Annotated in this window: 20 protein-coding genes; 12 read left to right on the forward strand and 8 right to left on the reverse strand. The window is 60.0% G+C overall.

The window, feature by feature from the left end; translation table 11 throughout:
- Positions 1 to 1254, forward strand: coding sequence for a dihydrolipoamide acetyltransferase family protein (locus JZX89_RS05865; protein ID WP_207133380.1), 1254 nt, complete (start codon positions 1 to 3; stop codon positions 1252 to 1254).
- Between the two features lie 200 nt (positions 1255 to 1454).
- The gene (gene gpmI / locus JZX89_RS05870; RefSeq protein WP_207133381.1) at positions 1455 to 2972 is read left to right on the forward strand and encodes a 2,3-bisphosphoglycerate-independent phosphoglycerate mutase; all 1518 of its coding nucleotides are present in this window, start codon (positions 1455 to 1457) and stop codon (positions 2970 to 2972) included.
- An 81-nt stretch (positions 2973 to 3053) separates the two neighbouring features.
- Here gpmI and JZX89_RS05875 read toward each other — a convergent pair whose 3' ends face one another.
- The 4 genes from JZX89_RS05875 to blh are packed head-to-tail and all read right to left on the reverse strand — an operon-like array spanning position 3054 to position 5534.
- Complete coding sequence (locus tag JZX89_RS05875) at positions 3054 to 3491, reverse strand: YeeE/YedE family protein (protein ID WP_207133382.1); 438 nt, start codon at positions 3489 to 3491, stop codon at positions 3054 to 3056.
- Positions 3488 to 3895, reverse strand: coding sequence for a YeeE/YedE family protein (locus JZX89_RS05880; protein WP_207133383.1), 408 nt, complete (start codon positions 3893 to 3895; stop codon positions 3488 to 3490). Before JZX89_RS05880 ends, JZX89_RS05875 begins: the two co-directional genes overlap by 4 nt.
- Entirely contained in the window at positions 3892 to 4245 is a 354-nt protein-coding gene (gene bigR / locus JZX89_RS05885) for a sulfite-sensing transcriptional repressor BigR (protein ID WP_153514597.1), read from the reverse strand. Before bigR ends, JZX89_RS05880 begins: the two co-directional genes overlap by 4 nt.
- Positions 4239 to 5534 (reverse strand): bifunctional sulfur transferase/dioxygenase Blh, encoded by a 1296-nt coding sequence (gene blh / locus JZX89_RS05890; RefSeq protein WP_174373725.1) that lies wholly within the window; start codon positions 5532 to 5534, stop codon positions 4239 to 4241. Before blh ends, bigR begins: the two co-directional genes overlap by 7 nt.
- Before the next feature lie 261 nt (positions 5535 to 5795).
- Here blh and JZX89_RS05895 point away from each other — a divergent pair, with 261 nt between their 5' ends.
- The 5 genes from JZX89_RS05895 (at position 5796) to JZX89_RS05915 (ending at position 10390) form a co-directional block, all read left to right on the forward strand.
- Entirely contained in the window at positions 5796 to 6524 is a 729-nt protein-coding gene (locus JZX89_RS05895) for a FadR/GntR family transcriptional regulator (RefSeq protein WP_174373724.1), read from the forward strand.
- Positions 6525 to 6881: 357 nt separating this feature from the next.
- Positions 6882 to 7904 (forward strand): ABC transporter permease, encoded by a 1023-nt coding sequence (locus tag JZX89_RS05900; RefSeq protein WP_149899325.1) that lies wholly within the window; start codon positions 6882 to 6884, stop codon positions 7902 to 7904.
- Positions 7904 to 8791 (forward strand): ABC transporter permease, encoded by an 888-nt coding sequence (locus JZX89_RS05905; protein ID WP_207133384.1) that lies wholly within the window; start codon positions 7904 to 7906, stop codon positions 8789 to 8791. Before JZX89_RS05900 ends, JZX89_RS05905 begins: the two co-directional genes overlap by 1 nt.
- 4 nt (positions 8792 to 8795) lie before the next feature.
- Complete coding sequence (locus JZX89_RS05910) at positions 8796 to 9632, forward strand: ABC transporter ATP-binding protein (RefSeq protein WP_207133385.1); 837 nt, start codon at positions 8796 to 8798, stop codon at positions 9630 to 9632.
- Positions 9632 to 10390, forward strand: coding sequence for an ABC transporter ATP-binding protein (locus tag JZX89_RS05915; protein WP_207133386.1), 759 nt, complete (start codon positions 9632 to 9634; stop codon positions 10388 to 10390). The genes JZX89_RS05910 and JZX89_RS05915 overlap by 1 nt, the downstream gene beginning before the upstream one ends.
- 426 nt (positions 10391 to 10816) lie before the next feature.
- On the opposite strand, the gene JZX89_RS05920 is transcribed toward JZX89_RS05915, so the two are convergent.
- The 3 genes from JZX89_RS05920 to JZX89_RS05930 form a co-directional block, all read right to left on the reverse strand.
- Positions 10817 to 12415 (reverse strand): ABC transporter substrate-binding protein, encoded by a 1599-nt coding sequence (locus JZX89_RS05920; protein ID WP_207133387.1) that lies wholly within the window; start codon positions 12413 to 12415, stop codon positions 10817 to 10819.
- An 82-nt stretch (positions 12416 to 12497) separates the two neighbouring features.
- Positions 12498 to 13127, reverse strand: coding sequence for an SGNH/GDSL hydrolase family protein (locus JZX89_RS05925; RefSeq protein ID WP_207133388.1), 630 nt, complete (start codon positions 13125 to 13127; stop codon positions 12498 to 12500).
- Positions 13128 to 13133: 6 nt separating this feature from the next.
- Complete coding sequence (locus JZX89_RS05930) at positions 13134 to 14282, reverse strand: mandelate racemase family protein (protein WP_207133389.1); 1149 nt, start codon at positions 14280 to 14282, stop codon at positions 13134 to 13136.
- Between the two features lie 408 nt (positions 14283 to 14690).
- Here JZX89_RS05930 and JZX89_RS05935 point away from each other — a divergent pair, with 408 nt between their 5' ends.
- Positions 14691 to 15719: an LLM class flavin-dependent oxidoreductase gene (locus JZX89_RS05935; protein WP_207133390.1), complete on the forward strand. Its 1029-nt coding sequence runs from the start codon at positions 14691 to 14693 to the stop codon at positions 15717 to 15719.
- An 87-nt stretch (positions 15720 to 15806) separates the two neighbouring features.
- Here JZX89_RS05935 and JZX89_RS05940 read toward each other — a convergent pair whose 3' ends face one another.
- The gene (locus tag JZX89_RS05940) at positions 15807 to 17114 is read right to left on the reverse strand and encodes an NtaA/DmoA family FMN-dependent monooxygenase (protein ID WP_207133391.1); all 1308 of its coding nucleotides are present in this window, start codon (positions 17112 to 17114) and stop codon (positions 15807 to 15809) included.
- A gap of 359 nt (positions 17115 to 17473) precedes the next feature.
- On the opposite strand from JZX89_RS05940, the gene JZX89_RS05945 reads away from it, so the two are divergent.
- The 4 genes from JZX89_RS05945 (at position 17474) to JZX89_RS05960 (ending at position 21894) form a co-directional block, all read left to right on the forward strand.
- Positions 17474 to 18541 (forward strand): ABC transporter substrate-binding protein, encoded by a 1068-nt coding sequence (locus JZX89_RS05945; protein ID WP_207133392.1) that lies wholly within the window; start codon positions 17474 to 17476, stop codon positions 18539 to 18541.
- Between the two features lie 7 nt (positions 18542 to 18548).
- On the forward strand, positions 18549 to 19442 hold the full coding sequence (locus JZX89_RS05950) for an NmrA family NAD(P)-binding protein (RefSeq protein ID WP_207133393.1): 894 nt from the start codon (positions 18549 to 18551) through the stop codon (positions 19440 to 19442).
- On the forward strand, positions 19433 to 20602 hold the full coding sequence (locus JZX89_RS05955; RefSeq protein WP_207133394.1) for an LLM class flavin-dependent oxidoreductase: 1170 nt from the start codon (positions 19433 to 19435) through the stop codon (positions 20600 to 20602). Before JZX89_RS05950 ends, JZX89_RS05955 begins: the two co-directional genes overlap by 10 nt.
- Before the next feature lie 92 nt (positions 20603 to 20694).
- Entirely contained in the window at positions 20695 to 21894 is a 1200-nt protein-coding gene (locus JZX89_RS05960; protein ID WP_207133395.1) for a M20 aminoacylase family protein, read from the forward strand.
- Positions 21895 to 21915 lie beyond the last annotated feature (21 nt).

Here is a 21915-nt window from a genome sequence, read left to right on the forward strand (position 1 = left end):
ATGGCGGAATATACCATTACAATGCCCGATGTCGGCGAAGGCGTCGCTGAAGCTGAACTGGTGGAATGGAACGTCAAACCGGGTGATCCGGTGCATGAGGACATGGTGCTGGCCGCCGTGATGACTGACAAGGCGACGGTCGAAATTCCGTCGCCGGTGGCGGGCATCGTCACCTGGCTGGCCGTGACGGTCGGAAACACCGTGCCAGTGAAAGCACCGCTCGTCCGCATCGAAACCGATGTCTCTGCCGCCGCTCCCGAGGGCAACGTGCTGGAAGCGGAAGCGCCGGCGGATATGACGGAAGCACCGCCACCCGTTGAAACCCAGCCGGCTGCGCGTCCCGCCGAGGATTCGCCGCCGCCACTTCCAGCCGAACCGCATCATAAACCGCTGGCGTCTCCCGCTGTTCGTCAGCGTGCCGACGATCTCGATATTGATCTCACAAAGGTCAAGGGAACCGGGCCGGACGGGCATATCACCCATGCCGATCTCGATGGGTTCTTAACCGTGCGGGGACGGCCGGAGCGCCGCGAGCCAGTAGCGCCCCACGACAGCGCCGTCGAGGAAGTGAAGGTCACGGGGCTGCGGCGCAAGATCGCCGAGAAGATGGTGCTCTCCGCCTCCCGTATTCCGCACATCACCTATGTCGAGGAAGTCGACGTGACCGATCTGGAGGATTTGCGCGCGACCATGAACGGCAATCGTCGTTCCGGACAGCCGAAACTGACGATCCTGCCGTTTCTGATGTGCGCTCTGGTGAAAGCAGTGGCCGATCATCCCGGCATGAATGCCACTTTCGATGACGAGAACGGTGTCGTCCGCCACTACGAAGCCGTCCATATCGGCATCGCCACGCAGACACCGTCCGGCCTCACCGTTCCGGTTGTGCGCCACAGCGAAACGCTCGGCCTTTGGCAATGTGCAGACGAAGTCGCACGCGTTGCCGAAGCTGCCCGTACCGGCACGGCGCATCGGGAAGAACTGATGGGCTCCACCATCACCATCAGTTCGCTCGGGGCATTGGGCGGTGTGGTTTCGACACCCATCATCAACCATCCTGAAGTGGCGATCATCGGCGTCAACAAGATCATGATGCGGCCAGTCTGGGATGGAACGCGCTTCGTGCCGCGCAAGATGATGAACCTGTCGTCCAGCTTCGATCACCGGGTTGTCGACGGCTGGGATGCCGCCGTCTTCATCCATGCCATCAAAGCGCTGTTGGAAAAGCCGGCTCTGATCTTCATCGACGGCTGAAAGCTTTTTTTCCGTGAAGCACTCCGGCTTCACGGAACTGTTTCGGTGTCGGTATAGGCTTGCGTTCGCGATCTTCGGGTATAGAAGAGAAAGAACGAGAAGCCGTGTTTTCTCATCATGATCATAGTGGCGGACGGGGGCGCTCCGGTACCCAACGCTTCGCTGTCCGCCGGCAACCGAATGAAGAAGAAGGTCCTCCCATGCGCACTCCCAAACCCGTTGTCCTGACTATTCTCGATGGCTGGGGCTTAAGCGAGGACAAATCCAGCAATGCGCCTGTTCTGGCGAACACGCCCACCATGGACCGGCTTTTCGCCACCTGCCCGAATGCGACGCTGACCACTTTCGGCCCGAATGTCGGCCTGCCCACCGGGCAGATGGGCAATTCCGAAGTCGGCCATACCAATATCGGTGCCGGCCGCATCGTTGCCATGGATCTCGGACAGATTGATCTCGCCATCGAAGATGGCAGCTTTTTCCGCAATGCGGCGATGCTTGATTTCGCCGCCAAGGTAAAGACCGCGGGCGGCGTAGCGCATCTGATGTGCGTCGTTTCCGATGGCGGCGTCCATGGCCATATTCTCCACGGCCAGGCGGCGGTGAAGCTGATGATCAGCCACGGTGTGAAGGTCGTCGTGCATGCCATCACCGATGGCCGCGATGTTGCGCCGCAATCGGCTGAGGATTTTGTGGCAGCGCTCGTGGCGAGCCTGCCGCAAGGCGCCAGCATCGGCACCGTGATTGGCCGTTATTATGCGATGGATCGCGACAACCGCTGGGAGCGCGTTGAAAAGGCCTATGACGCCATGGTTCTCGGCAAGGGCGAACATGCGTCGGATGCGGTGAGCGCGGTCGCGCAGAGCTACAAGAACAATGTGACAGATGAATTCATCCTGCCGACGGTGATCGATGGTTATGAGGGTTTCAAGGCCGGCGACGGGTTGTTCTGCCTGAATTTCCGCGCCGACCGCGCCCGTGAAATCCTGCTTGCCATCGGTGCGGATGATTTTGATGGTTTTGCCCGTGAAAAGCCGGTGCTTTCGGCATCGCTTGGCATGGTGGAATATTCCACCCGGCACGCTGCTTTCATGGCGACGGCCTATCCGAAGCGCGATATCGCCAATACGCTGGGCGCATGGGTGGCAAAACAGGGGCTGACGCAGTTCCGTCTCGCCGAAACCGAAAAATATCCGCATGTCACCTTCTTCCTGAATGGCGGCAAGGAAGAGCCGGAGGTGGGCGAAGACCGCTTCATGCCGAAATCCCCCAAGGTTGCGACGTATGATCTGCAGCCGGAAATGAGTGCGCCGGAAGTGACGGAGAAATTCGTTGAGGCGATCGGCAAGGGTTATGATCTGATCGTCACCAATTTCGCCAATCCGGACATGGTCGGCCATACAGGTGATCTGCAAGCGGCGATCAAAGCCTGCGAAGCTGTGGATCGCGGACTTGCCGCGGTCGTTGCTGCTCTGGAAAAAGTCGGCGGCGCGATGCTGGTGATTGCCGACCATGGTAATTGCGAAACCATGGTTGACCCTGTGACCGGCGGCCCGCACACGGCGCATACCACCAATCCGGTGCCGGTGATCCTGTTTGGCGGCCCGCAGGGTGCAAAGCTGCATGACGGCATTCTTGCCGATGTTGCGCCCACCTTGCTGCAACTGATGAACGTGCAGCTGCCCCCGGAAATGACGGGCAAGAGCCTGATCGACCTGTAGTCGAAGGTCTTCGCGCGGGTGCTTTGCCACCCGCGCAGGCCATCTTTATCATGCTTGTCGTATGAACGTTGACCGGTTGAGCTACGGCTCTTTTGCCAGGAGGCGATCATGCGCCAACATGCCTGCAATCATGGCGCAGACGAAAAGAATGACCGGCAAAAGCCCGAGAGCGAAAGCCGACAATGCCGGGCCGGGGCAGAAACCGGCAAGCCCCCAACCGATGCCGAAAATGGCTGAACCAAGGATGAGGGGCCGGTCGATGCGGGTTTTTGCCGGAAGGCTGAAGTCTTCGGCAAGAACCGGCCTGGCAATAAAACGGCTGAGCAGAACACCCGGCACGGCGACCGAGACTGCACCGCCAAGAACAAACATCAGGCTCGGGTCCCAATGGTCGCTCGCCACATCGAGAAAACCTGAAACGCGAGCCGGATCGACCATGCCGGAGAGCGACAGGCCGAAACCGAACAGTGCTCCTGCGACCAATGCCAGCACAACACGCGCCATGGCTTGATTTTTCATGATAGGGCTCCCGTTATTGTTGCAGCAAGAATGCCGGTCATCAGGAAGGTTGCGGTTGCGGCGATGGAGCGCCGGGAAAATCGCGCCAGCCCCATGATGCCGTGGCCGGAGGTGCAGCCGGAGCCCATGCGCGTGCCGAAACCCACCAGCAGGCCGGCAATGATGATCAGTGGCCACGGTGCGACTATGGTTACTGCGGGAAGCCGGCCAAATGCGGCGGCGTAAAGATAAGGCCCGGCCAGCAGGCCGGCCACGAACGCCAGATCGGCGAGACGCCGCTCCCGGCCGAGCATCCTGCCCATGATACCGCTGATGCCGGCGATGCGGCCGTTGAACAGAAACAGAAGGATGCCTGCAAGACCGAGAAGCATGCCGCCGAAAAGCGAGGGCCAATAGGGGCTCACGCGGCCGCCTCCGGCGCACAGAATATGGCGTAGAGAGCTTCGATAAGCTGGGCCGCTTTCGTCTCGCTCATCCGGTAGAAAATCTGCTTGGCTTCGCGCCGGGTTTCGACAACACCCGCTTCCCGCAGCACGCCAAGCTGCTGGGAAAGCGTGGGCTGGTGAATATCAAGCTTCGCCTCCAGTTCGCCGACGGAAAATTCTGCCTGCGCCAGTGTGCAGGCCAGCATCAGCCGGGCGGGATGGGCGAGTGTCTTTAAAAGCAGCGCAACTTCGACGGCGCGTTCTTCCATGGCGGGCAGGGGGATTTCGGTGATGCGCGGAGCCTGTTGCCATATATTGTCCTTCACCATGTGCTGCCCTCCAGCCCATCGAGCGGGAATTTGAGGTAGCGTTTGCCGTTGGCCTCCGGTTCCGGCAGACGGCCGCCTCGGATATTGACCTGCAATGCGTGCAGAATGAGCTTGGGCATCGGCAAGGTGCGATCCCGAGCTTCGCGCAGACGGATGAAGCCTTCTTCCGTCATGTCGGCCAGATGCGGATTGTTGCGTTTCTGTTCTCCGACCGTGCTTTCCCATTTCGGCGCGCGACCGCCGGGTTGGTAGTCATGACCGGTAAAAAGCCGTGTTTCGTCAGGAAGGGCAAGGATATCCTGAATGGAAGTCCAAAGCTCCCTGGCGCTGCCGCCTGGAAAATCGGCGCGCGCGGTGCCGGAATCCGGCATGAAAACCGTATCATGCACAAAGGCGGCGTCGCCCACCACATAGGTGACGGAAGCCAGCGTGTGGCCGGGGGAAAACAGCACGCGGGCTTCCAGCGAACCGATGTTGAACCTGTCACCTGCTTCAAACAGCCGGTCCCATTGCGAGCCATCGGTCTCAAGGTCGAGCCAATTGTATTTCGCCTGCCAGAGCTTTTGCACGCCGGTAACTTTTGCGCCGATGGCGGTCTGCGCGCCGGTTTTCTGTTTCAGATAATGGGAGGCAGAAAAATGGTCGGCATGCGGATGGGTGTCGAGTATCCATTCTACCGAAAGGCCCTCGCTTTCGACATAGGCCAGAATGGCATCGGCATTCATCGTGCCCGTCGCGCCGGATTTCTCATCAAAATCATAGACGGGGTCGATAATGGCGCAGCGTCCGGTCGCTGGGTCCGAGACGACGTATTGCAGGCTGGATGTACGTGGATCGAAGAATGCCTTGACGTGCGGCGTCGCCAAAGTCCGCCGTTCCAGCCAGCGAACCGCGCCGGACAGGTCAAAACCATGCGTCCTGCCGAAAGCCTCGATTTCGCTTTGCTGTATACGCGCGTCAAGCGCTTCGCCGAGCACGTAGAGTGTCAACGCGCGGGTACCGCCTTTGCAATGGGCAAAAACAGGGCCGTCGGCCGCGGCCATCGCCTGCTGGAAGGCCCGAATATCGGCCTCGGTCATGGTCGGTCCGGTCACCGGAATGAAGCTGTAAGTCAGACCTGCCGTACCGGCGGCGCTTTTTTCCCGCATGTTGCCCGGCTGGCCGGCGTCTTCTCCATCCGGTCGAGCGTTGATGATGCCTCTATAGCCTTGAGCGGAGAGTGAAGGGAAATCGGCGATCTCCGGCTGGCCGGCTACGGTTAGACGCTCGTTGATCTTGACGGCGCTCATCAGCATCTCCTGTTGTTCTAAATTAATATATGTTATTGTATAATGTATATCGTTTTCTTGCAAGAGTTGGAAATTTCTTATCGAGCGTCTGGGTTGATTTGATATCGTTCGTGACAGGGTATTCTGGCTGGCGCAAGGCTTCGCCCAAGATGGATGACCGCGAGGAGCAGGCAAGGCAGCCAGTCGTCAAGGCGCCCCGGCCCTTGCAATGTTGCGGGTGTTTGCTAACATGCCAGACAGGTTAAAAACAGGTGGGCTGGAATGGACGTTGAGAGCACGAAGCAGGGGGTATCGCTCGCGGCGAAAATCAGTTCTGCACTGAGACGGGATTTGTCGGAAGGCGTGTTCCTCCCCGGTGACCGTCTTCCGAGCGAGAGCGCGCTCACGCGTGAATATTCCGTCAGCCGCACCGTGGTGCGCGAAGCCATCGCCATTCTGCGCGCCGATGGTCTCGTTGAAGCCCGCAAGGGCGCGGGCGTTTTTGCCGTGGAAACGAAACCGGCCAAGGAACTGCCTTTCAACGATCTGGCTGTCGGGCGGATTTCCTCGGTGATCGAATTGCTGGAATTGCGCACGGTTTTCGAGGTTGAATCCGCCGGGCTTGCGGCATCGCGCCGTTCCGCCGTGCAGGTGGAGGCGATTGTCGATGCGCATCGGCAGATTGGTGATTGTCTCGCCGCGGGGCTGCCAACACGCGATGCCGATTTCGAATTCCATCTGGCGATTGCTCAGGCGACGCAGAACCGGCGTTTCCCGGAATTTCTTCAGCTGATCCGCTCCGGCATCATTCCTCGCGGGGAATTGCAGGGTGCTGCACCCGGCGCGCGTCCGAAGGACTATAATCTGCATCTCCAGGAGGAGCATGCGAGGATTGTCGACGCCATCATCGAAGGTGATGCCGATGCCGCGCGCCAATATATGGCGGCGCATCTGCGCGGCAGTCTTGAACGCTACAAGGTGCTTCTGCGCTCGCGCACAGCAGCGGAGTGAGTGAGCTTATTTCATTGCTGTGGTTACGGACGGGTTTGACGTTGTGGTACATCCGCGCTGTGACCGCGCTTTTATGCCCACCTAAAATCCCATTTGGATTCGATCCCGGCTTGTTTCGGGTGGAATGACCTCCAATGGAAGTGCTTTCAAAGAATCCTCCGCCTGCCAACCCGGTAGCAACCCAGCAGGGTCGCTTCGCCCCTGACGGCCTTTCCCTATTTCGAAATAAGTCCCAGCACAGATTTCACAGCTTGCTTGCTTGACAGCTTTCAACACCTGTGACAACTTATCGATAGTTGTCAGACAGGATCGTGCCTTTGTTCTTCGCGCCGGTCGACTTCTGGCAAGGGAGGAACCATGTCAAAAAGACGTCTTTCGCTGTATGGCCTGTCCGGCCAGATCGGAAGTATTGCGGTCACGCTGCTCGGATTGTTGCTGCTGACCTTTTTCATTGGCCGCCTGATGCCTGCCGATCCCGTGCGGGCCATCGTCGGCGAGGATGCGACGCGCGAAACCTATGAACAGGTTTTTCATGCGCTCGGCTTCGACCGGCCGCTGTGGCAGCAGTTCATCTATTATCTCGGCGACGTGTTCACCGGCAATTTCGGAACCTCGATCCGCACGGGCCGCCCCGTAATCGAAGACATCATAAGGGTCATGCCGGCGACGATGGAGCTTGCCACCTTCGCGATCCTGATCGGTGCGGGTCTCGGCATTCCCATGGGCGTTTATGCCGCCGTCAAGAAAGACCGCTGGCAGGATCATCTCGTGCGGGTTCTCAGCCTGTTTGGCCATTCCATGCCGATCTTCTGGACCGGCATGATCGCGCTGATCGTTTTTTACGCCCATCTCGGCCTTGTCGGCGGCGGTGGTCGCATGGACCAGTTCTATATTGGTCTCGTGGAAGAACGGACGGGCTTTCTGCTTATTGACAGCCTGCTGGCGGGCGATATGGAAGTGTTCTGGTCGGCGATCAACCACCTTATCCTGCCCGCCGCTTTGCTCGGTTATTCCTCCTCGGCCTATATTACCCGCATGACGCGCAGCTTCATGCTGGATCAGCTGGGCCAGGAATATGTGACGACAGCGCGTGTCAAAGGCCTGTCGCAGCGGCAGACGGTGTGGCTGCATGCCTTCGGCAATATTCGCGTGCAGCTGGTCACCATCATCGCCCTTGCCTACGGCTCGCTGCTGGAAGGCGCGGTGCTTATCGAGACCGTGTTCGCCTGGCCGGGTTTCGGCCAATATCTGACCAGCAATCTTATCATCGGCGACATGAATGCCGTGATGACCTGCGTGCTTATCGTCGGCGTCATCTTCATCGGGCTTAATCTTCTGTCCGACATTCTTTATCGCTTTTTCGATCCGAGGACCCGCTGATGACGGCTCGTGCAGAAACTTCCTCACGTCTTCCGGTGCCGTTGAACGCGCTGAAGAACATCGTCCTCTTCCTGCTGAAAAGCCCGACATCGGCTTTCGGTCTGGTGATATTGCTGCTGCTCGTCATTTCGGCGATTTTCGCGCCGTGGCTGGCGACACACGATCCTTACGTGCAGAACCTCGCCAACACGCTGCAACCGCCGGGCAACGGCCATTTCTTCGGCACCGACGAGCTGGGCCGTGATATCTACAGCCGCCTGCTCTGGGGTGCGCGCATCACGCTGACCATCATAACGCTGGTGTCGGTCATCGTCGGTCCGGTCGGTCTTCTGGTCGGTACGGCCTCGGGTTATCTGGGCGGCAAGTTCGATACGGTGATGATGCGCATCACGGATATCTTCCTGTCGTTCCCGAGCCTCATCCTGTCGCTCGCTTTTGTCGCAGCACTTGGGCCGAGCCTCAACAATGCGATCATCGCCATTGCGCTCACCTCATGGCCGCCGATTGCGCGTCTCGCCCGCGCCGAAGCCATGACGTTTCGCAAGGCGGATTATATCGCCGCCGCAAGGCTTCAGGGCGCCTCGCCGTTTCGCATCATCGTCAAATCGATCATGCCCATGTGCCTGCCTTCAGTGCTGATCCGCCTGACGCTGAACATGGCGACCGTCATTCTGACTGCCGCTGGCCTCGGCTTCCTCGGTCTTGGCGCGCAGCCGCCGCTGCCAGAATGGGGGGCGATGATCGCCACCGGCCGGCGTTACATGCTGGATAGCTGGTGGCTTGTGACATTCCCCGGCATTTCAATCCTCTCCGTCAGCCTCGCCTTCAACCTTTTAGGCGATGGCCTGCGGGATGCGCTCGATCCGAAGCAGATGAACCGGAGATAAGACCATGGAAAAACCAATCCTTGACGTCGAAAATCTCCGCATCCGCTACGGCGGCTCGCCGACGGAAGCCGTGCGAGGCATCTCCTTCACGCTTGGCCGGGAACGGCTTGGCATCGTCGGCGAAAGCGGCTCGGGCAAATCCACCGTGGGCCGGGCGTTGCTGCGCCTTCTGCCATCGGCGACGATCACTGCCGACAAGCTGGATTTCGAGGGTCTCGATCTTCTCGCACTCAGTGAAAAAGAGATGCTGAAGGTTCGCGGACGGCGCATGTCGATGATCCTTCAGGATCCGAAATTTTCGCTCAACCCCATTCGCCGGGTCGGCGATCAGGTGACGGAGACCTATCTTCGCCACTTCAAGGCGTCGAGGTCGGAAGCGCGGGAAAAGGCGCTCGCCATGCTCGACGCGGTGAAAATCCGCGACGCCGCGCGCGTCTACGAGCAATATCCGCACGAAATTTCCGGCGGCATGGGCCAACGCGTCATGATCGCCATGATGCTGCTTGCCGATCCCGATCTCGTCATTGCCGACGAGCCGACCTCGGCGCTGGATGTGACGGTGCGGTTGCAGGTGCTGAATATTCTCGATGGCCTGGTGCGGGATCGCGGCATCGGCCTCATCATGATCAGCCATGACCTCAATCTCGTGCGCAATTTCTGCGACCGGGTTCTCATCATGTATGCCGGCCGTGTGGTGGAAACACTTGCCGCGCGCGATCTCGATCAGGCGCAGCACCCCTATACGCGCGGCCTTTTGGCGGCGCAGCCGCGCATCGGCGGCTCGCGCGCGCCGCTCGCGGTGCTGGATCGCCGTCCCGAATGGCTGGAGGAGAACGTATAATGGCCGTTTCCGTCGAAACCCGCGATCTTTCCATCACCTTCGGCAGCGGCCATACGGCGCTGAAAGTGCTGCCTTCGGTGTCCTTCCGCGTCGAACCCGGCGAGTGCTTCGGGCTGGTCGGCGAAAGCGGCTCGGGTAAATCCACCGTGCTGCGCTGCGTGTCGATGCTCAACGATTTCTGGAGCGGCGAAATCCTCATCAATGGCAAGTCAGTTCGCGACATGCCGCTGATCGAGCGCTGCCGCACGTTGCAGATGGTGTTTCAGGACCCATACGGCTCGCTACATCCCCGCCAGTCGGTGCGCACCGTGCTTTCGGAGTCGCTTGCGATCCACAAGCTCGGCGACCGTGAAGAGCGCATGCGCAAGGTCATCACCGATGTCGGCCTGCCCGTCTCCTTTCTCGACCGCTTCCCGCATCAGCTTTCCGGCGGCCAGCGGCAGCGTGTTGCGATCGCCAGGGCGCTGATCCTCGAACCGTCTCTGCTCCTGCTTGATGAGCCGACCTCGGCCCTCGATGTCTCGGTGCAGGCGGAAATCCTCAACCTGTTGCAGCGCCTGCGCGAAGAACGCGGCTTCACCTATATCATGGTGACGCACGATCTCGCCGTCGTTGATCACATGTGCGACCGTTTCGCCGTGATGCTGCGTGGCGACATCACCGAAATCCTGCCGCGCGACGCTATCGCCGGCAATAGGGCGACGCATCCCTATGCGCGCGAACTGATCGGCGCCTCACTGGAATATGAAGGCGCATGACGGCTCCAAAACCGTGACCGTCCTCCTCCGGGGCGTCACGCATAATAACATCCTCCCTACCTGCCCGGCCTTTGTGCCGGGTATTTTTTTGCGTTTGCGAGGGGGCAGCGAGCGAGTTCTGCCGAGTTCCTTCCCTCCGTCATACCGGCCTTGAGCCGGTATCCAGCCAGCCCAAGTCATTGGGCTGAAAGGACTCTTCTCGCCGTGCAGACGCACGTCGGCTGTATACCGGCTCAAGGCCGGTATGACGGAGAAGCTAAGTTTTCGCTCCTTGATGAGCCTGATGTAAGCCGGACAGAAGTGGATCAAAGCCGGAGTGACGGAAGCGATTGTTTCGCAGTCCGAGCAGTTCTGCGCGGCCTTGCCGCAAACAAAAAAGGCGCGGGGATTAGCCGCACCTTTTTCATGGGTAGATATGTCGGCCGATTACCGCTCCTTGCTGACGCTTTCGAAACGCGAGAGCCAGGGGCTGACGACCATGCCCTTGACGTCGCTGCGGAAAGCGGCGGTGTCGATGACTTCGGAGAAGGGCTGAATGGACATGACGATTTCGTCCATATAGCCCTGCAAATCTTCGTAGAGTTTCGCCTGTTTGGCCGGGTCGCGCTCGACAAGGGCTGTCTCGATCATCTTGTTCAGCTTTTCATCGAAGAAGCTCGTCCGCCAGCTCTGGTAGTTGGTGAGCTTGGCGTCGTCGGCATTGTTGGGATTATAGGCGATGGAGCGCAGGTTGTTGTCCGGGTGCGGCTGCTGGCCGCCGCCGCCGCGACCGAGCAGCAGTTCGAAGTTGCGCTCGCGCATCGCGCCGTAAATCTGGTCGCCGGAGCCGCTGATCAGTTCGGCCTGAATGCCGGCCTGCGCCAGCGTGTTCTGGATCGCCGTTGCCGCCTTCATGAACGGGTCTTCCGAAAGCACGCGCAGCGTCGTCTTGAACCCATTGGGATAACCGGCTTCAGCCAGAAGCGCCTTGGCTTTTGCGATGTCGAGCTTGTAGCCCTGATCCGGTAGCGATCCCATCACGCCGGTGCTGAGCGAGCGCTGATGCAGCTTGCCATAGTAGGGCATCACCGCCTTGTCGAGACCGTCGTAATCGATCAGGTAACGCAGCGCTTCGCGCACCTTCTTGTTCGCGAATTTCTCATCCTTCATCGAAACGCTGAGGTAATAAAAACCGGAGCCGGGGGTGGATTCGATGGTGACGGCCTTGTCGGCCTCAAGCGATTTCAGGTCGGGGGCCTGCAAGGAGTAGGCGACGTCGATATCGCCCTTTTCCAGCATCAGGCGCTGCGACTGCGATTCCGGCAGATGGCGCATGAGGATGCGCTTCATCTTGGCTTTCTCACCCCAATAATCGTCGTTGCGGGTGAGGATGATATATTCGTTGGATTTCCACTGGGTCAGCTTGAAAGGGCCGGAGCCGGCGGAATTCAGCGTCAGCCATGCGCCACCCAGATCGCCGTCTTTTTCATTCTCAAGCGCCGTCTTGCTGTCGATGATCGAGCCGGGACCATTTTGTCCGAGGATCATCAAGAGCAGGTTGGGGTCGTCCGCTTTCGGAATATTCAGCACGAAGGTCTGGTCGTTCTCGGCAACGAAGAGCTTGTCGGCCTCCTCCAGCTTGAAACCACGGGTTTTCAGGAAGGATGATTGCGCCAGATTGCGGGCGAGCAGGCGCTTCAGGCTCCAGGCCACGTCTTTTGCCGTCACGGCATTACCGGAAGCGAATTTGGCATCGGCGCGCAGATGGAAACGGATCGATTTCCGGTCCTCGGCAATTTCCCAGCGTTCGGCAAGGCGAGGCTGAACACTGCGATCTTCAGGCGAAAGCACGACCAGCGTGTCATAGACGTTGTTCAGAACCTGCACCGTTTCGCGGCCGGTGATGGCGGCGGGATCGAGGGTCAGGATATTGCTCATGGTCGTGGCGACGATAAGCTGGTCTTTCGGCGTTTCGGCGAAAACACTGAGCGGCATGGCGCCGATCAACAAGGCGCCAAGCGCTGCGGTTGCAAGAAAATGTTTCATCTTTCCTCCCAATGCGGCCGGTTCATACGGCCTTCCAAGTTTCGATCCACGCGCGCCTGGTTCCTCCAAAGGCTTTGCGTGATCAGCCAAGAATGTCTCTGACGGGTGCAACAAGCGCCCGGCCGATTGCCGCCGTTGCGGACGCTTCCAGATGCACGCCATCCACCGGCGAGGCGCTGGCGACCGATCCGGCATCGAAGAAGGCGTGTCCGAGTTCGGTCGCAAGTTTGCGGTAAAGCGGGGCAAGCCGCAGCGATTGTTCGATATCGCGCCCGCCAGCAGGTTCTCCGCCGGGGCCTGCAACGCAGGGCGGCGGCGCGACTATCAATAGTTTCGGCACCGCCTCTCGTGGCTTGTAGATGAAGGTCTCGACGATCTGCGCCAGCCGTCGCATGCCGGAAACGGCGGCTTCCGCCCGCCCGCCATGCACCGGCTTGATGTCGTTGGTGCCGAGCATGACGATGACGAGATCAAGCGGCATGTGGCACGAAAGCGCGACCTCAAGCGCCCGCGCGCCGTTACGGCAGGCGGGGCCAGCATGGTCGTCATAACAGGTGGTGCGCCCGCCAAGACCTTCCGGATGAACCTTTGCCCTTCCGGCAAGCCCGGTTTCCAGAACCTCCGGCCAGCGATGTTCGACCGGGTGGCGGAGACCCGTTGCCGGGTCCGCGCCCCAGGTGAGGCTGTCTCCAAAGGCGAGCACCGTTTTCATCGCCCGTTACCTCACCCGGTTGTTATCGATGAAGGTAAAATCGATGTCCTCGCCAAGGCCCGGCCGCTCGGGAACATGCACGAAACCGTCGCTGTCCATCGGGTCCGACAGCGACTTCAGATAGTCATGGCCATCATCATATTCGAGGAAGGGATGTAAGAGGCCGCGCTCATACCAACGGCAATTCTTGGTGGCGGCAACGACATGCAGGTTCATGGCCGTGTTGCCATGCACTTCGCATTCCATGCCGAAAGCCTCGGCCAGATGCATGGTCTTCAGCGCCGGGGTGATGCCGCCGACATCGTTGACGCCGGTGCGCAGGATATCGCAGGCGCCGGCCTTGATCCACTCGGCGCGGTGCCAGTGCTTGCCGGCCGCACTTTCCGGGCCGACGACCGGAATATCGAGATTGTCGGAGAGCCACTTGTAGGAGGACAGCGACTGTTCATCCATCGGCTCTTCGATCCAGTCGAAGCCGAGCTTTTCGAGGCCACGCCCCAGCGCCAGCGCATCGGTGCGGGAATACCAGTGGAAGGCGTCTATCATCAGGCGAATATCGGGTCCAACAGCTTCGCGAACGGCCGCACAAGCCTTGAGGTCCATCTTCACATCCGGCGCCCAACTGACCGGCGGCATCCAGGTGTGCAGCTTGATACCCTTGTAACCGCGCTTCACCAGCGTTTCGGCAAAACGACCATAGTCCTCGGGCGTTGCCAGCCCACCTTCCAACTCGTCACCGCACATGATGGAGCCATAAGCGAGCACCTTGTCGCGATAACCGCCGATCAACTTGTATACAGGTTGATTGAGCGAGCGGCCGGCGAGGTCCCAGAGCGCGCAGTCCACCACCGCCAGCGTCCGGTCCGTCAGCTGTGCCGCCGAGCCGCGCTGCCAGTGGGCGAGGTCCTGCCACAGCCGTTCCCGGTCCCGGTGGTCCTCGCCGATCAGGACCTTCTTGACAAATTTTTCGATGAGATGCGGGCGAACGATCTCCGGTGCGGTGAAGGAGTGGCCTTCCTGCCCATCTTCCGTGCGGATGGTCAGCATGGCCTGTTCCACCTGATGCGCCGGACCCGGATGTGCGTGACCGGCACTGTCCGAGTGGCGACGGGTCGTCGTGCGGAAAACACGGACCTCGACGTCGGTGATGATCATAATTCCTCCCTCATGCAGGTATCGCAGCTTTCGTGGTTGCTGCAATGTCATACATGTCCGCGTTATTTGTCAACATGTATGATAATCTGTATTACATGTTTGGGGCGGAAATCAAGTTTTTTGTCGGGTAGCTCATATCTGGCATCGTGATCCAGACCGGCTTTGTGGCTGGCAGAAACTGCGAAGCGGCGGGGGAAGTAAAGAGCAGGACGCGGCAGGGTCGTCGCAAATAACCTATAATTTTAGTAGACTATTAAATCGCGCAACGATCTTTCAACAATGACCGGGACTATAAAAGACCATGCCGTGCCAGCCGCGCCCGTCATCGTGCATTCTGCTGAATATACGCGGCACGGAAGAATGCCGCCTGAGCCCATCTTTGTCAGCAACTATTCCCGGACGCACACTATGCCCCTTTCCCATATCTCCCATTTCGCCTTTCTGGTTCCCGGCAATTATAACGATGATGACCCCGCACAGGGGCTGGAGGAAACGCTGCAGCTTTTCGAAGCCGGGGAGGCGCTGGGGTATCACAGCGCCTGGGTGCGTCAGCGCCATCTGGAACGCGGCGTATCCTCGGCGGCCACCTTTCTCGCGGCGGCGTCACAGCGCACCAAGCGGATCGGCCTTGGCACCGCCGTTATCCAACTGGGTTATGAAAACCCGTTCCGGCTGGCCGAAGATCTCGCCACGGTGGATATCTTGTCACGCGGGCGGCTGAATGTCGGCGTTTCCGTGGGCGCGCCGCCCTTTGCCCATCTCATCTCGGATTATGTCGATCCCGTTGCCGATGCGGATTACAGCCATGCGCGCGCTGAGAAGTTGGCCAAGGCCTTGAGATCGGAACCCCTGTCCAGTGACACGGAAGCCGGCAATGCGGCCGGCGCGCAGGTGCCGCGCCTCCGGCCCTTTGCCAGGGGTTTGACCGACAGGTTGTGGTATGGCGGCGGATCGCAGAATTCCGCTCGCTGGGCTGGCAAGGCAGGCTTCAATCTCCTGACCGGCAACATCGTCAGCGGTGAAAATACCGATGATTTTCTGACCGCGCAGGCGGCTCTCGTTGCCCGCTTCCGGCAGGAATGGGCGCATGAGCGCCAGCCGCGTGTCGCGCTAGGACGGGTGATCCTGCCGACCGATAGCGCAAGCCCCGCGACGCGCCGCCGTTATGCGGAATTCGTTGCCGAGCGCGACAAGCGCACGACCACACCGCATGGTGCGCGCCGCACACTTTTCCTGCCCGATATCGTTGGCACGACTGAGGAGATTCTGGAAAAGCTGTCGCACGACCCCGTGCTGCCGCATGTCACGGAATTCCGTCTGGAATTGCCCTATGAGTTCCAGCCGGAAGATTATCGCCAGATCGTCACGGATTTCGCGTCCGTCGTACCGCAGTTTTTCGGCGGACAGCCCGTTTTGAAAGTGGCGGCGGGGCAATAATATGTCCCTGACGTCAGCCACTCCCGCTTGCAGCGGGAGACGGTTGGAGATGGACCTGCGGCGCTTCAACAGCGCCGCATCTGCCATTCAATCGGGATAGGGCAGACCATAGCGGTCGCGGATCGTCGCACCTTCGTATTCGCGCGGGTAAACGCCGCGATCCTGCAGAACCGGCACGACCTTTTCCACGAATTCGGCAATATCGTCCGGTGCGCGCGGCGGCTGCAAGGTGTAGCCATCCACCGTGCCATCCTGCCACAGGTCGATAATGCCGTCCGCCACCTCTTCCGGCGTGCCGAGCAGCAACCGGTGGTGTCCTTCGGAACGGCGCACGGCCTCGCGGGCGGTCAGCTTTTCATGGGTCAGCAACTCGGAAAGGCCAAGCCCCATACCAACTGCCCATTGCCGGTTCTGGTCTGGAATGAAGCGCTCGCCATCCAGTTTTACGTCGGGATCAAAATCGCGCGGATCAATGCCGTTTTCCCTGGCGAAGCGTGCCAGAAGACCATCTTCCGAGCCGGTTCCGCTGTAAAGTTCGTGTTTGCGAAGCGCCTCGTCACGGGTCTCGCCGAGAATGACGACGAGGCCGGGCACGATGCGGATGCCGGAGGGATCGCGGCCGAAAGAGACGGCGCGGTCGCGGACCTTTTTACCGAACGCCTGACCTGCCGGTCGGGACAGGATATTGCAATAAATGATCTCGCCATGGCGCGCCGCCAGATCGATGCCGCCTTCGGAAGCGCCGGCCTGGGCGATGACGGGATGCCCCTGTGGCCCGCGCGGCACGTTGAGCGGGCCTTTGACATGGAAGAACGCCCCCTCATGATCGATCGTCTCGGCGGTCGTCGCATCCCAGAAGCGGTCTTCCGGTACCTCGCCTTCGCGGCGTGGGTCCCAGCTTGACCAGAGTTTCTTTGCGACATCGAGAAATTCGGTGGCCTTGGCATAACGTTCGCTGCGCGGCGGCAGCGGGTCGTTGCCGAAATTGGCCGCGACACTGGGGTTGAAGTTGGAGACGATGTTGACGATCAACCGACCGCCGGTGACGACGTCGATGGATTGCGTTCGTCTTGCAAAATTATAGGGCGAATTATAGGTGGAGGACACTGTCGCTACAAAGCCGATATCCGGAACCTGCGCGGCAAGCGATGTGGAGAGGATGAGCGGATCGATGGTGTGAAACGGCCGGCTGGTCGGGTCGGTCAGCAAGGCCGGATGATCGGACAGGAAAACGGCATCGAACCGGCCCTTATGCGCCAGTTCCGTCAGCCGCCGGTAATAGCCGATATCGTTGATATCGTGCCGGTCGCCGCTGCGATATTTCCAGGCATTGGGAAGATATCCTGTCGTGTTGATGCCGACATTGAGATTGAGCCGGCGTTTGGTATTGCTCATGTTTTTACTTTTTCTTTTCAGCCCGTGTTGGATTTCCGGCCTGCGGCCGGTGCAATTGTCGGGAAGCGTAACAGCCGGGGTTGCGGTCGCGAGTTAAAAATCCTTGCCGCTCGGAGAAGAAAAACTTTCGCGGGCCGTCGTATCCGGCCAGCAGTTGAAGGGGGAGGTGGTCGAGGCGCGGACGATTATTTCACCGAAAATGCTCCTGTTATCGAAAGGATATTCTGTCTTCCCTCCGGAACGGTCGCGATATGGAAACGAATTTCCTTAACGCCCTCCTAAATAGTACACTTTATCTATAGAAAATATCCTGCGGCGTGTAGCGTGCTGTTCAGATCGCAATTTCGAGGACGAACGCCATGGCTGATGCCGCCCTTCGCCAAGCAACCCAACCCGTGACGCTGTGGTACACACGCTGCCCGGCGCCAACGCCGCTTTCCATCGCGGTGCAGCTTGGCTGGATCGAGGAACGTTTCGCCGGTCATGGCATCTCTGTTTCCTCCATTCGCGATGCGGCTGATCCGGCTATCAGGCAAAGCCATTTCGATCACCGTCTGGACTGGTCCTTCCGCCAGGGCGGCAATATTCCCCCTATCTGGGCGAAGGCCGGCGGCCGCCAGACGCGGCTGGTAGGGCTGACGAGAACCGACGAATTTCAGGCCGTCATCGCCTTGCCGGCAAGTGGAATTAGCAAGGGCGGCGATTTGAAGGGGCGGCGCGTCGGCCTGCCGAAACGACCGAACGAAACCATCGATTTTCAGCGCGCGACGTCCCTGAAGGGTATCGTCTCGGCATTGACCGTTTCCGGCCTCTCTGTTGCGGATGTCGAGCTGATCGATCTGACGGCAAGGGAACCGGTGCTGCTTGGGCCGACGGATGAGCGGTTCCATGGTCTGCGCCGACGGCTTCCCTATGGCGAGGAAATCGCAGCACTGCACCGCGGCCATATCGATGCGTTTTTCGTGAAGGGTGCAGAAGGCGTCACCGTCGCCAATCTCATCGGCGCGCAGGTCGTCGTATCGACGGGGTTTCATGCCGATCCGAAAATCCGCATCAACAACGGCACGCCGCGTCCCTTGACCGTGGATGCCACCTTTGCCGACGAGCGGCCCGATCTGGTGGCGGAATTGGTGGCCACTGTGCAGCGAGTGGCCCAATGGGCGAATGATAATCCGGCGGAAGCCGTGCGTTTCATCGCCCGCGAGATCGGCGTCAGCGAGGAGGCGGTTCTGGCCGCCAATGGTGCGGATGTGTATCGCAATTTGCGGCTCGATCTCGATCCGGCCGAGCTTGAGGCGCTGAGCCACTTCAAGGATTTCCTGCTGGAATGGAAATTCATCCCCGATGATTTCGATGTGCGGGAGTGGGCCGATCCACGCGCCCTTTCTTTATTGCAGGATGCTGCGCAACGCCGTGCGGGAAAGTGAGGGCGTCATGACAGCCACCATTCTTGTCACCGGCGCAACCGGCAAGCTAGGCCAACGTGTCGTCAGCCGTCTTTTGCAAAAGCAGGTGAAGGTACGGGCGCTGACCCGCCGGCGTGAGGAAGCGCTCCAGCTCTGGGGCGACAGGGTGGATATTGCCGAAGGAAACTTCTCTGATCCGGCCAGCCTGAACAATGCCTCGCGTGGCGTAGAAACGGTCTTCCTGCTTTCGCCCATCGGTGAAACGCTGGCGACAGACCAGAATGCAGTCATCGATGCGGCTCTCTTTGCCGGCGTGTTGCGGATCGTGAAAATATCCGGCTCCGACTGGACCATTGAGCACCCCGCGCGCTCCATCTCGGGTGCGGCCCATGCGCAGGTGGAAACGCATCTGGCCGGGAGCGGCATCGCGCACACGGTGCTGCGGCCGAATGCCTGGATGCAGGTGGCGCTGGAGCCCGTTGTTGTCGCGCTGCGCAGGGGAGAGGATGTGCCCGCCCGTTTCGGCAATGCGGCTGTCTCCTTCATCGATGCCGACGATATTGCCGATGTGGCTGTTGAAGCGCTGACCGCTAGCGCGCCGCTTGCCGGCCCTTTGGTGCTGACCGGTGGCGAAGCCCTGACGGCGCTGGAAATTGCGCGCATCGCTGCTCGTATCCTGCATCGTCCGGTCGGAGTATCGCACAACGTCCCGGCCTTTCCGCCCCATATCGGCGCGTTCGAACAGAAAGCGATAGGCGAATTCGGCCAGCTCATCCGCGAAGGTCTCGCCGCTTCCATCAACGATAATATTCACCAGATTACCGGTCGGTTGCCCCGTGGGGTGGAAGGTTATCTGCGCGCACGGCTGGCTGCGCTCACCCCGCAGGGCGATCATTCCGAGGGAGAAAAGACATGGCGCTGACTGTCCCATTGCGAGATGGCCACGAACTGAAAGGTCCGGCCGATTTCGAAGACAGCCCGCTCAGCCGGGCGGTAAAACAGCCGCTGATGCTGGGCTTGTTCCTCAATCTTCAGGACATCAATTTCTCCAGCCTGCCGACCAGCAACAGCTGGACGTTCGATTACAACGTTGAACTGGTGAAGCGGGCGGAAGAGCTTGGTTTCGAAATCGCCTTCAGCCGCACGCAATGGCTGCCCAAGGGCGGTTATGACGGCGAATCCTCGCTCGACAGTTTCATCGCGCTTGGCGCCATGGCGGCGGTGACCAAGAGCATTCTGCTGATCTCCACCATCCATGTGCTTTACGGGCCTCTGCATCCGCTGCATCTCGCCAAATACGGTGCGACGCTGGATCATATCGCCAAAGGACGCTGGGGCATCAACATCGTCACCGGCCACCGCGCCATCGAACATGAAATGTTCGGCTGGCAGCGCATCGACCACGACAAGCGCTACGATATGGCGGGTGAATTGTTCGATGTGCTTCACCGGCTGTGGGGCGAAACCGAAAACTTCTCCTATGAGGGTAAGCTCAATCCGTGGGCGATCAATAATGGCTGGATAACGCCGAAACCCGCCTTTGGCCGCCCGCCGCTGGTAACCGCGACGGGTTCGCCGGCCGGCATCGATTTCGCCGCCCGCCATTCCGATCTGGTCTTCGTCACTTCGCCCGGCGGCGCGCATATCGACAGCGCGCTGGAAACGCTTCCCGATCATGTCGCCACCATCAAGAACCGCGCCAGGGCCTATGGCCGGCAGGTGAAGACGCTTATCAATCCGATCATCGTCAGCCGCGATACGGAGAGGGAGGCTTTCGCCTATGCCGATGCCATCGAGGCGGGAAAACCGCAGTCCGGCACCCGCGCCTTCGCCACCAATAATTACGACAGCGACGCCCATGCCTGGCGTGGCCGCGGCGATGCGCGCCATAAACAGGGGCGCAATCTCGGTGGCAATATCGAAATCATCGGTTCGCCGGAACAGGTGGTCGAGCAGCTTGTCAGCCTGAAAAAGGCTGGCATCGATGGCGTGCAGCTGAATTTCTACGATTTCCGCGAAGACCTCGATTATTTCGGCGAGCGCATTCTGCCGTTGATGAAAGAGGCGGGTCTGAGGCTCTAACGCCTCTTCCGCCCCGATTTTCCAGTTCCCAAGCTTGCACCTCGCAATCGCCGAGATTGCGACAACGATATTTTTTGCCCTGAGGAGATACCGTGAATATTGCCGTCGATCCCGTCAAAACACCAGCACCGAAAATTCTGGACCGGATCGGGACCTATGTTCCCGAACTCGTCTCCATCCGCCACGATCTGCACCAGCACCCGGAAATCGGTTTCGAGGAGGTGCGCACATCAGGCATCGTCGCTGAAAAGCTCGCTTCCTGGGGCATCGAGGTGCATCGTGGTTATGGCAAGACCGGCGTGGTCGGTGTGCTGCGCGGCCGCCACGCGGGCAATCGCTCCATCGGGCTCAGGGCCGATATGGACGCCCTGCCGATGCCGGAGGAAACCGGGCTGCCCTATGCGTCGGTCTATCCCGGCAAGTTCCACGGCTGCGGGCATGATGTGCACACCACGATTTTGCTCGGCACCGCCCGTTATCTGGCGGAAACCCGCGATTTCGCCGGCACGGTCGTCTTCATTTTCCAGCCGGCCGAGGAAGGTCTTGGCGGCGCGCGCGCCATGATCGCCGATGGGCTGTTTAGAGATTTTCCCGTTGACGAGATTTACGGGCTGCACAATTCCTCCCATGCAGCCCCCAATCATCTCAAGGTTTCGCCCGGCACCATTCTGGCGGGTGCGGATTTCTTCGATATCCGGCTGAAGGGCAGGGGCGCGCATGCGGCCCATCCGGATGTCGCGCGCGATCCGGTGCCGGCCACGGGGGAACTCATTCAGGCCTTGCAGACCATCGTCAGCCGCAACGTACCGCCGACTGATCCTGCCGTGCTGTCGATCACCCGCATCGAGGCGGGATCGGCCTATAACGTCATTCCCGAAACGGCCTCGATTGCCGGAACCGTGCGGGCCTTCTCCGACAGCGTGCGCGAAACCATTCGGGGCCGCATCCGCACCATCTCGGATCACATCGCCGCGGCTTACGGCCTGACTGCCGAGGTGGATATTCGCGACATATTCTCGGTTTTGACCAATGACAACGCTTCGGTGGACATCGTTGCCGGCGTGGCGCGCGAGGTGCTCGGGGATGAGCGCGTTTCCACCGAACCGGGCCGCTTCATGGGCAGCGAGGATTTCGCCGATCTCCTGAAACACGCGCCCGGCGCGTTTTTCACCCTTGGCCATTCCGGCACCCTGCCGGCCCACAATCCCGGTTTCATCGTTGACGACGCCATTCTTCCGGTTGGGGCCACCCTGTTTGCCCGGCTGGTGGAAACCCGGCTGAAGGCTGTCTGAAAATTTGAAAACGAGTCTGCA

The organism is Agrobacterium burrii (genome assembly GCF_017313405.1).
In the GTDB taxonomy this organism is placed as follows: domain Bacteria; phylum Pseudomonadota; class Alphaproteobacteria; order Rhizobiales; family Rhizobiaceae; genus Agrobacterium; species Agrobacterium burrii.

What these genes read in the sequence shown, in the direction of transcription:
- JZX89_RS05935 (WP_207133390.1), top strand. Translation starts at nt 14,691, where the DNA reads ATGCCCCTTTCCCATATCTCCCATTTCGCCTTTCTGGTTCCCGGCAAT.
- JZX89_RS05905 (WP_207133384.1), top strand. Translation starts at nt 7,904, where the DNA reads ATGACGGCTCGTGCAGAAACTTCCTCACGTCTTCCGGTGCCGTTGAAC.
- JZX89_RS05945 (WP_207133392.1), top strand. Translation starts at nt 17,474, where the DNA reads ATGGCTGATGCCGCCCTTCGCCAAGCAACCCAACCCGTGACGCTGTGG.
- JZX89_RS05875 (WP_207133382.1), bottom strand. Translation starts at nt 3,491, where the DNA reads ATGAAAAATCAAGCCATGGCGCGTGTTGTGCTGGCATTGGTCGCAGGA.
- JZX89_RS05920 (WP_207133387.1), bottom strand. Translation starts at nt 12,415, where the DNA reads ATGAAACATTTTCTTGCAACCGCAGCGCTTGGCGCCTTGTTGATCGGC.
- JZX89_RS05910 (WP_207133385.1), top strand. Translation starts at nt 8,796, where the DNA reads ATGGAAAAACCAATCCTTGACGTCGAAAATCTCCGCATCCGCTACGGC.
- JZX89_RS05915 (WP_207133386.1), top strand. Translation starts at nt 9,632, where the DNA reads ATGGCCGTTTCCGTCGAAACCCGCGATCTTTCCATCACCTTCGGCAGC.
- JZX89_RS05930 (WP_207133389.1), bottom strand. Translation starts at nt 14,282, where the DNA reads ATGATCATCACCGACGTCGAGGTCCGTGTTTTCCGCACGACGACCCGT.
- bigR (WP_153514597.1), bottom strand. Translation starts at nt 4,245, where the DNA reads ATGGTGAAGGACAATATATGGCAACAGGCTCCGCGCATCACCGAAATC.
- JZX89_RS05950 (WP_207133393.1), top strand. Translation starts at nt 18,549, where the DNA reads ATGACAGCCACCATTCTTGTCACCGGCGCAACCGGCAAGCTAGGCCAA.
- JZX89_RS05895 (WP_174373724.1), top strand. Translation starts at nt 5,796, where the DNA reads ATGGACGTTGAGAGCACGAAGCAGGGGGTATCGCTCGCGGCGAAAATC.
- blh (WP_174373725.1), bottom strand. Translation starts at nt 5,534, where the DNA reads ATGAGCGCCGTCAAGATCAACGAGCGTCTAACCGTAGCCGGCCAGCCG.
- JZX89_RS05940 (WP_207133391.1), bottom strand. Translation starts at nt 17,114, where the DNA reads ATGAGCAATACCAAACGCCGGCTCAATCTCAATGTCGGCATCAACACG.
- JZX89_RS05900 (WP_149899325.1), top strand. Translation starts at nt 6,882, where the DNA reads ATGTCAAAAAGACGTCTTTCGCTGTATGGCCTGTCCGGCCAGATCGGA.
- JZX89_RS05955 (WP_207133394.1), top strand. Translation starts at nt 19,433, where the DNA reads ATGGCGCTGACTGTCCCATTGCGAGATGGCCACGAACTGAAAGGTCCG.
- JZX89_RS05865 (WP_207133380.1), top strand. Translation starts at nt 1, where the DNA reads ATGGCGGAATATACCATTACAATGCCCGATGTCGGCGAAGGCGTCGCT.
- gpmI (WP_207133381.1), top strand. Translation starts at nt 1,455, where the DNA reads ATGCGCACTCCCAAACCCGTTGTCCTGACTATTCTCGATGGCTGGGGC.
- JZX89_RS05925 (WP_207133388.1), bottom strand. Translation starts at nt 13,127, where the DNA reads ATGAAAACGGTGCTCGCCTTTGGAGACAGCCTCACCTGGGGCGCGGAC.